Annotated in this window: 11 protein-coding genes and 2 rRNA genes; 8 read left to right on the top strand and 5 right to left on the bottom strand. The window is 62.1% G+C overall.

Going from position 1 to position 14,536, the window contains the following annotated elements:
• Positions 1-299: 299 nt before the first annotated feature.
• The 3 genes from BT183_RS18515 to msrB all read left to right on the top strand — a co-directional run bounded on the left by BT183_RS18515 (position 300) and on the right by msrB (position 3,885).
• Positions 300-3,031 (top strand): 23S ribosomal RNA (locus BT183_RS18515).
• Positions 3,032-3,117: 86 nt separating this feature from the next.
• Positions 3,118-3,233: ribosomal RNA gene (rrf, locus tag BT183_RS18520) — 5S ribosomal RNA — on the top strand.
• 241 nt (positions 3,234-3,474) lie between these two features.
• The gene (gene msrB, locus BT183_RS18525; protein WP_143145929.1) at positions 3,475-3,885 is read left to right on the top strand and encodes a peptide-methionine (R)-S-oxide reductase MsrB; all 411 of its coding nucleotides are present in this window, start codon (positions 3,475-3,477) and stop codon (positions 3,883-3,885) included.
• A 3-nt stretch (positions 3,886-3,888) separates the two neighbouring features.
• Here msrB and BT183_RS18530 read toward each other — a convergent pair whose 3' ends face one another.
• Positions 3,889-5,259: a cytochrome P450 gene (locus tag BT183_RS18530; protein ID WP_072346414.1), complete on the bottom strand. Its 1,371-nt coding sequence runs from the start codon at positions 5,257-5,259 to the stop codon at positions 3,889-3,891.
• Positions 5,260-5,628: 369 nt separating this feature from the next.
• On the opposite strand from BT183_RS18530, the gene BT183_RS18535 reads away from it, so the two are divergent.
• Both BT183_RS18535 and BT183_RS18540 read left to right on the top strand, forming a co-directional pair.
• Entirely contained in the window at positions 5,629-6,762 is a 1,134-nt protein-coding gene (locus BT183_RS18535; protein WP_244545391.1) for a lytic murein transglycosylase, read from the top strand.
• A 127-nt stretch (positions 6,763-6,889) separates the two neighbouring features.
• A complete protein-coding gene (locus tag BT183_RS18540) occupies positions 6,890-7,981 on the top strand; it encodes an alpha/beta hydrolase (protein WP_244545392.1) in 1,092 nt (363 codons plus the stop codon).
• 51 nt (positions 7,982-8,032) lie between these two features.
• On the opposite strand, the gene BT183_RS18545 is transcribed toward BT183_RS18540, so the two are convergent.
• The 3 genes from BT183_RS18545 to BT183_RS18555 are packed head-to-tail and all read right to left on the bottom strand — an operon-like array spanning position 8,033 to position 9,262.
• Positions 8,033-8,443 (bottom strand): VOC family protein, encoded by a 411-nt coding sequence (locus BT183_RS18545; protein ID WP_072346935.1) that lies wholly within the window; start codon positions 8,441-8,443, stop codon positions 8,033-8,035.
• A gap of 56 nt (positions 8,444-8,499) precedes the next feature.
• Positions 8,500-8,985, bottom strand: coding sequence for a bacterioferritin (gene bfr / locus BT183_RS18550; RefSeq protein ID WP_072346418.1), 486 nt, complete (start codon positions 8,983-8,985; stop codon positions 8,500-8,502).
• Positions 8,951-9,262: a (2Fe-2S)-binding protein gene (locus tag BT183_RS18555; protein ID WP_072346420.1), complete on the bottom strand. Its 312-nt coding sequence runs from the start codon at positions 9,260-9,262 to the stop codon at positions 8,951-8,953. Before BT183_RS18555 ends, bfr begins: the two co-directional genes overlap by 35 nt.
• A 196-nt stretch (positions 9,263-9,458) precedes the next feature.
• On the opposite strand from BT183_RS18555, the gene BT183_RS18560 reads away from it, so the two are divergent.
• From BT183_RS18560 to BT183_RS18570, 3 genes are read left to right on the top strand one after another with little or no spacing between them, the layout of a single operon-like run.
• Complete coding sequence (locus BT183_RS18560) at positions 9,459-10,931, top strand: ArnT family glycosyltransferase (protein ID WP_072346421.1); 1,473 nt, start codon at positions 9,459-9,461, stop codon at positions 10,929-10,931.
• A complete protein-coding gene (locus tag BT183_RS18565) occupies positions 10,918-12,411 on the top strand; it encodes an ArnT family glycosyltransferase (RefSeq protein WP_072346423.1) in 1,494 nt (497 codons plus the stop codon). The genes BT183_RS18560 and BT183_RS18565 overlap by 14 nt, the downstream gene beginning before the upstream one ends.
• 50 nt (positions 12,412-12,461) lie before the next feature.
• Positions 12,462-13,790, top strand: a complete 1,329-nt coding sequence (locus tag BT183_RS18570; RefSeq protein ID WP_084603690.1) for a tetratricopeptide repeat protein — start codon at positions 12,462-12,464, stop codon at positions 13,788-13,790.
• Positions 13,791-13,793: 3 nt separating this feature from the next.
• Here the strand turns inward: BT183_RS18570 and BT183_RS18575 are convergent, their stop codons facing one another.
• Positions 13,794-14,516, bottom strand: a complete 723-nt coding sequence (locus BT183_RS18575; RefSeq protein ID WP_072346427.1) for a DUF599 domain-containing protein — start codon at positions 14,514-14,516, stop codon at positions 13,794-13,796.
• Positions 14,517-14,536 lie beyond the last annotated feature (20 nt).

The following is a 14,536-nucleotide window of genomic DNA, read 5'->3' on the forward strand; positions in this document are numbered from 1 at the left end:
GGGATGCACTTCCTAGATCTACTGTTTGTTTTTGTCGCTTGGTTCAGAGAGCAAGTTTGGATGCTGTTCATCGCGATTGAGCGGTGAGGCGTCCGGATCTTTCGACATCGTGAAGAGATGGCTCGCTGCTTGTTTGACCCGCACCCCGGGGAGAGACAGCGCGCCACGTGAATTCTGGTTTTTTTTGATCTGACCGATCAAAAGCCACGCCGTGATGGCGTGGATTATCGTTCGGTCCCGTGACTGCCCGTACCTTTACAAGAGGGGTCGGGCGGGTTGCGGGCATTGATAATGAGAACGATCAAGTGCCTTAAGAGCATCTAGTGGATGCCTTGGCGCATGCAGGCGATGAAGGACGTAATACGCTGCGATAAGCCTCGGGGAGCTGCGAATAAGCTTTGATCCGAGGATTTCCGAATGGGGCAACCCGACCATTTAGGTCACCCGAAAGGGAGCTAACCCAGGGAACTGAAACATCTAAGTACCTGGAGGAAAGGACATCAACCGAGACTCCGTTAGTAGTGGCGAGCGAACGCGGACCAGGCCAGTGGCCTGTGGGTAAGAACGGGAAGGACTTGGAAAAGTCCGCCATAGTGGGTGAGAGCCCCGTACCGGTAGAAAGCCCATAGGTCCTCGAGTAGGGCGGGACACGTGAAATCCTGTCTGAACATGGGGAGACCACTCTCCAAGCCTAAGTACTCGCATGCGACCGATAGCGAACAAGTACCGTGAGGGAAAGGTGAAAAGCACCCCGACGAGGGGAGTGAAAGAGTTCCTGAAACTGGATGCTTACAAACAGTCGGAGCCCAAGGTTTGTCCTGGGTGACGGCGTACCTCTTGTATAATGGGTCATCGACTTAGTCTGTCTAGCAAGCTTAAGCCGTTAGGTGTAGGCGCAGCGAAAGCGAGTCTGAATAGGGCGCGAAGTTAGACGGATTAGACCCGAACCCGAGTGATCTAGCCATGAGCAGGCTGAAGGTAAGGTAACACTTACTGGAGGGCCGAACCCACGTCTGTTGAAAAAGACGGGGATGACTTGTGGCTAGGGGTGAAAGGCTAATCAAACTCGGAAATAGCTGGTTCTCCGCGAAAGATATTTAGGTATCGCCTCGGACGAATACCTTGGGGGGTAGAGCACTGGATGGGCTAGGGGGTCTCACCGACTTACCAAACCTAACCAAACTCCGAATACCCAAGAGTACTATCCGGGAGACAGACGGTGGGTGCTAACGTCCATCGTCAAGAGGGAAACAACCCTGACCTACAGCTAAGGTCCCCAAGTCGTGGTTAAGTGGGAAAGCATGTGGGAATGCTTAGACAACCAGGAGGTTGGCTTAGAAGCAGCCATCCTTTAAAGATAGCGTAACAGCTCACTGGTCAAGCGTTCCTGCGGCGAAGATGTAACGGGGCTCAAACCACGCACCGAAGCTTAGGGTTTGCATGTTTACATGCAAGCGGTAGCGGAGCGTTCCGTAAGCCGGCGAAGGGAGACTCGTGAGAGCTCCTGGAGGTATCGGAAGTGCGAATGATGACATGAGTAGCGATAAAGAGTGTGAGAGACACTCTCGCCGAAAGTCCAAGGGTTCCTGCGCAATGCTAATCAGCGCAGGGTTAGCCGGCCCCTAAGTCGAGGCGGAAACGCGTAGACGATGGGAACCACGTTAATATTCGTGGGCCTGGTGGTAGTGACGGATCGCGCGGGTCTGTATCCCCTTATCGGATTGGGGATGCAGTGAGCCGGTTCCAGGAAATAGCTCCACCGACATAGACCGTACCCTAAACCGACACAGGTGGACTGGTAGAGCATACCAAGGCGCTTGAGAGAACGATGCTGAAGGAACTCGGCAAATTGCACGCGTAACTTCGGGATAAGCGTGACCTCATATTGGGCAACCGGTATGGGGTGGCACAAAAGAGGGGGTGGCGACTGTTTATCAAAAACACAGGGCTCTGCGAAGTTGCAAAACGACGTATAGGGTCTGACGCCTGCCCGGTGCCGGAAGGTTAAAAGGAGATGTGCAAGCATTGAATTGAAGCCCCGGTAAACGGCGGCCGTAACTATAACGGTCCTAAGGTAGCGAAATTCCTTGTCGGGTAAGTTCCGACCTGCACGAATGGCGTAACGACTTCCCCACTGTCTCCAGCATCGACTCAGCGAAATTGAATTCCCCGTGAAGATGCGGGGTTCCCGCGGTCAGACGGAAAGACCCCATGAACCTTTACTATAGCTTTGCGCTGGCATTCGTGTCGGCATGTGCAGGATAGGTGGTAGGCTTTGAAGCCAGGGCGCTAGCTCTGGTGGAGCCGCAAGATGAGATACCACCCTTATCGTCATGACTGTCTAACCGCGATGTAACAGCATCCGGGACAGCGCATGGTGGGTAGTTTGACTGGGGCGGTCGCCTCCCAAAAGGTAACGGAGGCGCGCGATGGTGGGCTCAGACCGGTCGGAAATCGGTCGTCGAGTGCAATGGCATAAGCCTGCCTGACTGCGAGACTGACAAGTCGAGCAGAGACGAAAGTCGGTCATAGTGATCCGGTGGTCCCGTGTGGAAGGGCCATCGCTCAACGGATAAAAGGTACTCTGGGGATAACAGGCTGATACTGCCCAAGCGTCCATAGCGACGGCAGTGTTTGGCACCTCGATGTCGGCTCATCACATCCTGGGGCTGGAGCAGGTCCCAAGGGTATGGCTGTTCGCCATTTAAAGTGGTACGTGAGCTGGGTTCAGAACGTCGTGAGACAGTTCGGTCCCTATCTGCCGTGGGTGTCGGAATATTGAGAGGAGCTGTCCCTAGTACGAGAGGACCGGGATGGACGCACCTCTGGTGGACCTGTTGTGGCGCCAGCCGCAGTGCAGGGTAGCTATGTGCGGAAGGGATAACTGCTGAAAGCATCTAAGCAGGAAGCCCCCCTTAAAACGAGTATTCCCTATCAGAGCCGTGGAAGACCACCACGTTGATAGGCCGGATGTGGAAGCGCAGCAATGTGTGAAGCTGACCGGTACTAATAGCTCGATCGGCTTGATCGTTCTCATTAATCAATGCCCGCAGCGCCAAACGGCACTGCACCAAAGGATCATCAAAACCAGAATTCACCAGTTGTGTTTTTCGCCGATCTGGTGGTTATCGCGCGGGGCCCAGAACCCGATCCCATCCCGAACTCGACCGTTAAATCCCGTCGCGCCAATGGTACTAAGTCTCAAGACTTGGGAGAGTAGGTCGCCGCCAGGTCTGCCAAAAACACAACACAATCTCTTCTCTGACAACCCAAAAGCCCCCGGATAAATCCCGGGGGCTTTTTTGCGTCCACAGCACGGGGCGAGGGGGCGTGCTGCTTGAGCTGAGTGCAAGTTGCAGCAAAGCCGTTCAGCCACTCGCTTCGCACTGACTGCCACACACGCCGGCACCCGATGCAATGCGATGCAAAAGCGCCTATCTAGAAGCCTCGCACAAGGAGACGTTCATGGCCCAGATCGCTGAAAAGACCTATCCCGTCACCCGCTCCGATGCCGAATGGCGCGCCATGCTGTCGCCCGAGCAATATTACATCATGCGCGAGCATGGGACGGAGCGGCCCGGCTCCTGCGCGCTGCTGCATGAAAAGCGTGCCGGGACCTTCTGTTGTGCCGGCTGTGACAGACCGCTGTTCGAAGCCACGCTGAAATTCGAGTCGGGCACCGGCTGGCCCAGCTTCAATGACCCGGTGCCGGGCTCCGTAGAGACCACTACGGATCGCAGTTTTGGCATGGTGCGCACGGAGGTGCATTGCGCCACCTGCGGCAGCCATCTCGGACATGTGTTTCCCGATGGCCCGCCGCCCACAGGACTGCGCTACTGCATCAACGGCGTGGCTTTGAATTTCTTGCCGAAGGCGGCGGGCTGAACCTCAGCCGCGCGCGTGCAGGCGGACCCAGATGCCGCCCTGAGGGCGCAGCGTGATCGAGGGCAACAGCTTCACCGGCCTGTCGGTCAGGCGTTCGACGTCGAACCGCCGCACGATGGTGGCGAGCAAAAGCATCGCTTCCATCATGGCGAAGCGGTTGCCGATGCAGACCCTCGGACCTCCGCCGAAGGGGAAATAGGCGAAGCGCGGCAGCCGGCGGCGGAAGTCGCCGGCCCAGCGCTCGGGGCGAAACTCGAGCGGCGCTTCGTAATAGCGGGCGTCCCGGTGGGTGACCCAGGGGCTGAGGATGATTGTCGTCCCCTTCTTCACCTCATAGGGACCGATCCGGAGATCCTCGCTCGCCTCGCGGCCGATTGCCCAGCCGGGCGGCAGGAGCCGCATGATCTCGATGACAGCGTGCTCGATCTGTCGAAGAGCCGGAATGTCCTCGTGGGTCACCGGCCGTTCGCCGCAAACCTCTAGGACTTCCCGTGCCAGCGCAGACTGGATGTCGCGATGCTGGCCGAGCAGATGAAAGCCCCAGGACATCGAAAGAGCCGATGTCTCGTAGCCGGCCAGCAGCATGTTGCAGATCTCGTCGCGCAATTGCCTGTCCGTGAGGGCGCCACCGGTCTCGTCGCGGCCCTGCATGAGGAGGGCCAGAAAGCCATTGGCCTCCTTCTTGCCCGAGCGATGATCGGCAATGACGCGGCCGACGACGCGGTCGATGATGCCGATGCCCTTCATATAGCGGACATGGCCGGGCAGGGGCACCCAGTCGGGAATGACCACCGGCCTTGAAAACCGGGCGGCGACTTCATCGATCACCCAGTTGCCGGCCTGCTCCATGTCGTTGACCTCGGCTTCGATGTCGGCATCGAGCAGGGTCTTGGCGGCGATGCGCAGGGCCAGCGTCATGGTCTCCTTGTGGAGGTCGATCTCCTGCCCGTCACGCCATTGGGCAATGGTTGCCTCGGTGATGGCCACCATGTGCGGCGCATAGCCGGCGAGCGGCTGGGTGGCGAAGGCCGGGGCTGCGAGCTTGCGCTGGCGCTGCCAGCTTGCGCCTTCGGCAGTGAAGAGCCCGTTGCCCAACAGGGCTTCGAGCTGCCGCCAGAACACGCGGTTCTTGGTGAATTTCTCATGCTGCTTGACCAGCACCTGCTCGATCAGATCGGAATTGTTGATCAGCAGGGCCGGCCACGCCCCGACCTGCAGGCGGGTGACATCCCCGTGCTCCTTTGCGCTGCGCTCGAAGAAGCCGAGGGTGTCGCGGCTCATGTCGACGAGATGGCCGATGAGCGGCAGGGCACGCGGCCCGGTGGGCTCGATGGTGGTCTCGGCAGGGTTCAGACTGTCGATCGCTAGCGTCATGATCCGCGGCCCGTGCGCTCAGGGATGATGCCGCAACTTTAACTCAAAATTTACCTTTCGGCAGCGCGAACTCAGAACACGGTTAAGGACGGCCGGCCGTTCATCGCGCAGCCGCCTCTTCACAAGCCAGTGACCGGCCATGCCCCCGACTTGGTGTTGCGCTTAACGGCACATTAATGCGACGGCCGCAAAATGCGGCTCATGTCGTCGGAGGGATGATCGCGCGGGGGGCCGTGGCTCGACCATCCTTGAACGGCAGAGTGTTCGATTGCGTTGAATGAAGAGGCCCAGATGTCCGGCGTACCCAAGCTCCCTCTCCTCGCAAAGTCCCTTATGGCAGCCCTCTCGCTTGTTGGCCTGAGCCTGCCGATGGCGATGCCGGCTTCCGCATCGCCGGCGTCCTTCGTCGCCGATCTCTGGCCCGATGCGCAGGCGCGCGGGGTGAAGCGGACGGTGTTCGAGGCCTCGCTCAATGGCTTCCAGCCCAGCCCGCGCATCGTCGACCAGACGCGCAAGCAGCCGGAATTCGCTGAATCTGTCGGGGCCTATGTCGGCAAGCGGGTGACGGACCGGCAGGTTGCCACCGGGCGCAAAATGCGTGGCGAATGGGCCCAGACGCTTGCGGCGGTCTCTTCCCATTATGGCGTGCAGCCCGAGCTCATCCTTGCCATCTGGGGCATGGAGACCAATTTCGGCTCCTATATGGGCGGCAACAACACCATCCATGCGCTCGCTACCCTCACCTATGAGGGGTACCGCAAGGACTTCTTCCGCAACGAGCTGCTGACGGCGCTGCAGATTGCCTCGGATGGCCATATTTCTCCCAAGGAGATGGTCGGCTCGTGGGCCGGCGCCATGGGCCACACCCAGTTCATGCCCTCGAGCTTTGTCAGCTATGCGGTGGACTGGAACAGGGACGGGCGCACGGATATCTGGAACTCCATTCCCGATGCGCTGGCGTCCACGGCCAATTACCTCAAGAGCCATGGCTGGACCGCCGGGGAGACCTGGGGCTATGAAGTCCAGCTACCGCGCGGCTTCGATTATGGCCGGGCCTGGGGCCTGGGCAAGATGCCGATCAGCGCGTGGCAGGCCATGGGGATCACCCGGGTTGCCGGCCGCGCCTTTCCGCGCCAGCAGGATGAGGCGCGCCTCTATATGCCCGCCGGCGGCAATGGGCCGGTGTTCCTGCTGCTGCGCAATTTCGATGTCATCAAGCGCTACAACAATTCGGACAGCTATGCGCTGGCGGTCGGACATCTCGCCGACCGGGTGCTGGGCAGCGGCAGCTTCGTGGCCGGCTGGCCCGCCGACGACAAGGGCCTGACGCGCCCGCAGCGGCTCGAACTGCAGCAATTGCTGTCGCGGCGCGGCTTCGATGTGGGCACGCCCGACGGGGTGATCGGTCCGCGCACGCGCCAGGCGATCATGAGCTATCAGGCGCGCAATGGCATGCTGGCCGATGGCCATGCCTCCGGAACATTGCTGACCAAGCTGCGCTGACGCCCAACTTAATCCTTCACACTCACGCGACCGGCCGGGTAAATTCCCGGCCGGTCACATTGTTTTCGGGTTCGCGGCCGATAAGTCGCCCTGGTCCACCATCAAGCATCGCGATGACGCAGTGATTTTGACGCAGCCCTTTCGTACCGCTTTCGCCGGCCTCGCCATGGGCCTGATGCTGCTTGCCTCCAGCGCTGCGCAGGCGCAGATCGACGTGATGGCGCCCTTCAACATGGCGCAGGCCATGGATGAGGAGCCGGTCAAGCTCGGTGACGGGGTGGCTTATGCCGATGGCCAGCGCAAGAAGCTCGATGTCTATACGCCCAAGAACCCCAGCGGAGCGGCGCCGGTGGTGGTGTTCATCTATGGTGGGGCGTGGCGCAATGGCAACCGTGCAGACTATCAGTTCGTCGGCCGCGCCCTGGCCTCGGCGGGCTTCGTTACCGTCATCCCCGATTACCGGCTTTTTCCCGAGGTGAAGTATCCCGACTTCATCGAGGACAATGCCCAGGCCCTGCGCTGGGTGCAGGATAACATCACCAAATATGGCGGCGATCCGCAGCGGGTTTTCCTCGCTGGCCATTCTGCCGGTGCCTACAACGCCGTGATGCTGGCCCTCGACAGCTCGTTCATGCGCGAATATGGCGTCGACCTGCAGATCCGGGGCGTCGCGGCCCTGTCTGGGCCCTATAATTTCTACCCCTTCGAATATGGCGAGGTGCGCGACACGTTTGGCGAGGCGCCCAATCCCGAGGGCACGCAGCCGGTCAATCTCGTGACCGGCAATGCGCCGCCGATGTTCCTTGCCACAGGTACGCATGACCCCATCGTGCGCCGGCAGAACACCGAGGTTCTCGCCGAGCGGCTCAAGGCACAGGGCATCTGGGTGACCGAGCGCTATTATGAAGGCTTCGGGCACATGGAGCCGGTGTTCGCCATGGGCAAGATGCTGCGCTGGCGCATGCCGGTCTTTGCCGACATGGTGGAGTTCTTCCACCGCTTCGGTGCCTTCCCGAGCGGAACGCCGCGTCCCAATTTCGTCCCGGAGCCGCCGATGGCTGCGCCCGATCCAATCCTCGCGGTGATCGACGAGCTCGATACGATCCTGCAGCCGATCTCGGATGGGGCAGGGGATGGTGCTGCGCCGGCGAGCGAGACACCGAGCGTTCCCGCGCCCGATGCAGCTGCGCCGGCCAATACGGTCGTGCCGCCGCGCTGAGCGGCCTACTTTTCCCGGTCGTGGCGCCTCCGGGCGCCGCGGCAGGGATTGTTATTTGGGTGTAATGACGACGGATGCGGCCGATCGTTCGGCCCGGCCGTGGAAGACCGCTTCGATATTGTTGCCGTCCGGGTCGAGCAGGAAAGCCGCGTAATAGCCGGGGTGGTAGGAGCGCTCCCCCGGTCCGCCATTGTCGCGGCCACCGGCAGCAAGTCCCGCTGCGTGGAAAGCCGCAACCTGTTCTGGCCCGTCAGCCTGGAAGGCGAGGTGGATGTGGCTCTTTGCCTGACCGGGGCGGGCGGGGGAGACGAACAGCTCGTCGGTGGTGAAGAAGTGCTCTGTTTCGCGCTCGATGGCGATGCCGAGCGCCGCAAGTACGGCCTTGTAGAAGGCGAGGGACACCGACATGTCGGCGACCACGATGTGGACGTGGTCGACAAGCCGTCCGCGATGGAACTGCATCGTCAGCTCCTCAGAAAAAAGGGGCCGCAGGATCCCTGCCGCCCCCATGCTTGCCCTTATTCGGCTTCGTCGGCCGGGGCGGAATTGAGCTGGCCATATTTCTCGAGGCCGATGCGATTGAGCAGCTCGAGCTGGGTCTCGAGGAAGTCGATATGGCCTTCCTCGTCGGCGAGCAGTTCCTCGAACAGGTTCTTGGAGACGTAATCGCCGATTTCCTCGCAGAGCTCGCGCGACGCCTTGTAGGCCTTGCGCGCGTCATACTCGCCGGCGAGGTCTGCCTCGAGCACTTCCTTGATGGTCTGGCCGATGCGGAGGGGCGCCACGCGCTGCAGATTGGGATGACCCTCGAGGAAGATGATGCGCTCGATCAGCTTGTCGGCGTGATGCATCTCTTCGATCGACTCGGCGCGCTCCTTGGAGGCGAGGCGCTTGTAGCCCCAGTCGTCGAGCAGGCGGTAATGCACCCAATACTGGTTCACGGCGCCGAGCTCGAGGAACAAGGCCTCGTTAAGCCGCTCGATGACCTGTGCTTCGCCTTTCATATCGACCTCCTATGCGCTTTCTGCGTGGTGCGGCAACCGGCAATGGTTGCGTGGCCGGCACGGTCCCCGCGACAGCCATTTCTTGGTGGTACTCTTCGGTGACCTTGGTGATAATGTCTACAACATTCGGCACGCAACCGCTGCACTTGCAGCGTTTTTCCAGCGCTCGATAGACCTTGGCGGGCACGATCAGGGCCCAGGGATCGTCCTTGAGCATTTCCCGCACGACAGCCTTGATATGGCGTTCGGCGATGACATTGCACTGACAGACCAGCATGAGACGAGACTTTCAAGATCCTGCGGAAGGCCGCTTGACGGGGCGCATCAAAGGCATCGGAAACCTGATTGTCAATGTCAGATAAGAACAACCCGATCACAATCGGGCGCTCGGCACCAGGCTCTTCGCCTCGCGCCTTGGCCGTGCCATAAGCCCCGGGGCTCGGGGAATGCGAATGGTGGAGGCAGGTTCAGTGATGGCGCAGAATGTGACGCGCGCCGCGTTCCGGCCGCCCCTTCCCATTGTCTGGCTCAAGCTGGCCGCCGGGCTGCTGATTTTGGGCAAGCTTTATCTCATGGCCATGGCCGGCCCGTTCATGGACGAGGCCTATTACTGGATGTGGGGCCAGCATCCGGCGCTGTCCTATTACGATCATCCGCCGCTCAATGCGTGGATGCAGGGGCTGGCCGGCGCGCTCTTTGGCTGGAACCGCTTCTCGCTGCGCATCATGGTCGGGTTGGCGCTAGTCGCCGATATCGCCATCCTCTGGATCTTCGCGCGGCGTCTCGGTGGTGCGGCAAAAGAGGGTGTGTTCTGGACGACGCTGGTGCTGTTGCTTGCGACCCCGATCTATGTCGCGGTCACCGCCGTGGCCCTGCCCGATCACCTGATGCTGACCTTCGGGCTGGCATCGCTGCTATTCTTTCACGCCTATCTCGCCGATTGGCGGGTGGATCGCCCGACGCCTGAGCGCGATCTCTTCATCGCCGCGCTTCTGCTCGGGCTTGCGGTGCTGAGCAAATATAATGGCGCCTTCATCGGCTTCGGCGTTCTTGCCGCCATCGTCTTCATCCCGAGGCTGCGGCCTTTGCTGCGGCGCTGGCAGACCTATGCGGCGGCCGCGCTGGCGCTTTTGGTGCAGTGGCCGGTTCTGGCCTGGAACATGGAGAACGGCTTTGCCTCGTTCGGCTTCATCCTGGCCGGCCGGCATGAGGGGCTGGCGCAGCGCGCCGATGGGGTGGTGCCTTTCCTCATCAGCATTCTCGTCTTTCTCTCGCCCTTTGCGCTCTGGCCGATCGGGAAGTTTCTCGCCAAGGCTGGGCTGGCCAAAGGCGAGGGCGTGGCGCGGGCCATCGTCGTGGTATCGACGCTGGGGATTCTCGCCGTCTCGCTCGTCACCACGGCGTTGTTTCATTGGAACCTGCCGGCCTATCTGGCCCTGCTGCCGTTTCTGGCCTTTCACTTCCGGCCCGCCTGGCTCTATGCCGCCCATCTTCTCTACGGGTCGGCGCTGCTCCTGGGCCTCATCGTCAATTATACCATCATGCCCATCGGCGATGTCCGGCAGATCCGCGACGAAGCCTCGGCCTGGGTCTATGGCTGGGAGGAGACGGCCGATCGCGTGGCAGCGCTGCGCGCCGAGCACGGCGCGGGCTTTGTCGCGACCCCCGATTACACCACGGCGGCACTCCTGGGCTACGCGATGGCCGACCCTTCGGTGACAAGCCTGTCGCCGCGCCGCGACCAGTTCGATTTCTGGTTCGACGATGCGCTGCACAAGGGCACCGACGCCATCCTCCTCGCCGACAACTGGCGGCCGCTGCGACCGGAGATCGAAGCCTTGTTCGAAACCCTCGAGCGGCTCGAGACCCGCGAGGTCGAGCGCTTCGGCAAATGGCTCAACACCCACACACTCTATCTGGCGCGAGGCTATCGTGGAGAAGAGTGAGCCTCGAGAGCTTCTGCCCGCCGGCCCGGCGCGCGCATTTGCGCTCGGCTTTCTCGTCGTCAAGCTCGCGCTGCTGGCCAGCGCCGCGATCTTCATGGACGAGGCGTATTACTGGCTCTGGGGCCAGCATCCCGGTCTCTCCTATTTCGATCACCCCCCGCTGGTCGCGTGGGTCCAGGGCGTGTCGGGAGCCCTGTTCGGGTGGACGACGCTGGGGGTGCGGCTGCCCGTCGTGCTCTCGCTGGTCGGGACGCTGTTTGTGCTCTCCGCCATCGCGCGGCTCCTGACGCCCGAGCGTGCCGAAGCCGGCTTCTGGCTTTCGGCCCTCATCTATCTGGGAACCCCGATCTATTTTGCCACCACCGGCTTTGCGCTGCCCGACCATCTTCTGGCGCTGTTCGGCCTGGCGAGCCTTTACGGCTTCTGCCGCTTTTCGGGAGAGTGGCGGCAGGATGCGCCAAGGGGCTGGTTCTGGCTCTATTTCGGGGCGTTCTGCCTCGGGCTTTCGGTGCTGAGCAAATATAACGGCGCCCTGATCGGCGTCGGCTTTGCGCTGATGATCCTCGCAACGCCCGCCTTCCGGCCGTTGCTCAAATCGCCCCATCTCTATCTTGCCGCCGGGCTGAGCCTTGCCATGCAGGCGCCGGTGCTTGCCTGGAACCTCCAGAATGGCTGGGCCTCGTTCGGCTTTATCGTCGGCGGGCGGCGGGGATTACCGGAATTTGGCGACCTCTCGGGACTGACCGGTTACCTCCTCACCATCATCGTCTTCCTTTCGCCCTTCCTTTTGTGGCCTGCGCTGCGCTTTGTGGGTGCGCGCAAGCGTCCGGCGGGCGAACATCCGGGCACGCGGCTGCTGGCTTGCGTGGCGGCCGTGTCGACGCTGACCTGGCTCGTCGCGTCGCTCTTCACCGACATTCTTTTTCACTGGAATCTGGTCGGCTATCTGGCGCTGGTGCCGGTGCTGGGTCTCTGGATAAGGCGGCGCTGGGTGCTGCTTGCGCATCTCGCCTATACCGGCGTGCTCGCGATGCTTGCCATGGTCAACTATGTGCTGCTGCCGATCCTCGCCATGGTCTCGCAGGCCGACCAGACTTCGGGCTGGTCCTATGGCTGGCAGGATGTCGGGGCCCGTGTCGCTGAGCTGCAGAGGGCGCATGACGCGCGCTTTATTGCTGCCACCGACTATGCGCTGGCCTCCCCGCTCGCCTTCGCCCTTGGTGATCGCGACGTGACGAGCCTGTCGCCTGCCACCGAGCAGTTCGACTTTTGGTTCGACGGCGCGGCGCATGCTGGGCAGGACGCTATCCTCATCGCCGATCGCTGGCGGCCCCTGCTCGATGAAACCCGCGCCCTCTTCACCGAAATCGTCGAGATCGAGCAGGTGGGCGTCTCGCGCTTTGGCGTCGACGTCACCAACTATCGGATCTATCTGGGCAGGGGGTTCCGGGGGGCTCCGGCGAGCCCTGCCTTGCCGTGATGGCTGGGCCGGCATATGACTGAGGGCAGAGCCGCAAGCGGAGCCGTGTCATGCGCAAAGCCCTACCCCTGGTCATGGTCCTTCTGGCCGGCACCGCGGCCCTGACGTCGGTTGCCTCGGGCCAGGAGGCCGCCAAGGCTCTCTGTGCCAATGAGGCGGCGAGCCCGTTCGAGCCCGGTTACGAAGCCGTCGGCCACGAGATCGAGGCTATCGACGCCGAAACGGCGGTGTCTCTCTGCGAAGCGGCCGCGACGGAAAGTCCCGAAGATGTCGAGGTCAAGGCCTGGCTCGGGCGCGCGCTTTATGCCGCCGGCACCACCGAACGGGCGGCCACCCTTCTCGAGGAGGCGGCCAACGCCGGCAATGCCGTCGCTCTCGGACTGTTCGGCGACATGCTGCTGAGCGGGGACGGCGTGGCGATGGATGCCGAGCGCGGCAACATGCTGCTGCGGCAGGCCGCCGAGGCCGGCTATGCACCGGCCGAAAACAGCCTTGGCTATTCCTATGACGTTGGCGATGGCGTGGAGCAGGATCTTGCCGAAGCGGCGCGCTGGTATCGTCGGGCCGCCGAAGGCGGTCTGGCGCGCGCCATGACCAATATCGGGATCATGTATTCGGAGGGCCTGGGGCTCGATCGCGACTATGTCGCGGCTGCTGCCTGGTTCGAGCGGGCCGTGGACAAGGACGATATCAACGGCATCTACCAGCTCGGCCGCCTCAATCAGCAGGGCCTCGGGATGCCGGTCGATCACACGGCGGCCGTCGCGCTCTATACGCGCGCCGCGGATGGCGGCAATGCCTTTGCCCGCACCAATCTCGCCCGGCTGACGGCCGAGGGTCTGGGAACGCCGCGCGATCTCGCGGCGGCGATCGCGCTTTACCAGCAGGCCGCCGACGAAGGCGCTGCGCTGGCCCAGCACAATCTTGCAGTGCTTTACGAAACCGGCAATGGCGTGGCCCGCGACATCGACCAGGCCCTCGCGCTCTACCAGATGGCGGCCGATAATGGCGAGGGCCTCGCCTCGGCCAATCTCGGGCGCATCTACCTTCTGGGCGAGGGGGTCGAGGCCAATCCCGAGCTGGCGTTCAACTGGACGCAGCGTTCGGCCGATGCCGGCAGTGCACTGGGCCAGAACAATCTCGGCCATTTCTACGAAAACGGCATATCGGTTGCACCCGATCGCGATCGGGCGCTTGAACTGTACGGGGCTGCGGCAGCGCAGGGCCTTGCCCTGGCGCAGGACAATCTCGCCCGCCTCGAAATGACGGTGTGGGAAGAGATGCCCGATGCCACAGATGGCGACATCGGTGAGCGCGATGCCGATGGCTATCGCCTCAAGGCCTCCAAGACCGCTGACAAGATCAGCAACCGGTTCTGACGCTTATTCCTCTGTCGGCAGCTCGGCCGGCGGGGCAGGGGCGCGCATCTCGGCATCTCGTCGTGCCGCGATGAGCGTTGCCGCGGCCGCGACGCTGCGTGCTGTCGAAAAGAACTCGCGGTGCACGAGAAAGCCCACTGTGACCAGCGTGGTGGCGATGGCCGCCCAATCGGCGGCGAACCAGGCGATGGTGGCGACCGCGAAATAATAGGCGCGGATACCGTTGTTGAAGTTCTGCGCTCCCATGGCGTTGAGGCGCGTGATCGCGTCGATCTCGGCATCGGTGATCTGGGCGCGGTGATCCATGGCCCCGATCATGATGCAGAAATGGTTGAACTGCCTGAGCGCGAGGGTGAAGGCAAAGAAGGCGCCCACGAACAGCGCCAGCATGACGAGGAACTGCACCTGCACGTCATGAACGGAATAGCTGCGCGGCAGGCCGATGCCGTCGAGCGCGGCCAGCAGTCCCTCCATCTGTCCGAAGGCGGTGAAGACCGCGAGGACCAGCAGCACCGAGGTCGAGGCCAGAAAGCTCACCGACCCCATCAGATTGCCCGACAGGATGGCGTCGAGCGGCGATTCCCGGCGGCTGGCATTGACCACCCAACGCCGCCTCTGCATCGACATGATGACCGAAAGCGACGGCACCCGCTTTTCGATGAGGCCGATGCCCCAATTATAGGCGAACCAGCAGAGCAGCGGGAAGAGCGAGGCAAACAGCGTCACGGGGTCTCTCCGTCGTCCTC

The sequence above is a fragment of the Devosia enhydra genome (genome assembly GCF_900119845.1).
In the GTDB taxonomy this organism is placed as follows: Bacteria; Pseudomonadota; Alphaproteobacteria; order Rhizobiales; family Devosiaceae; genus FPKU01.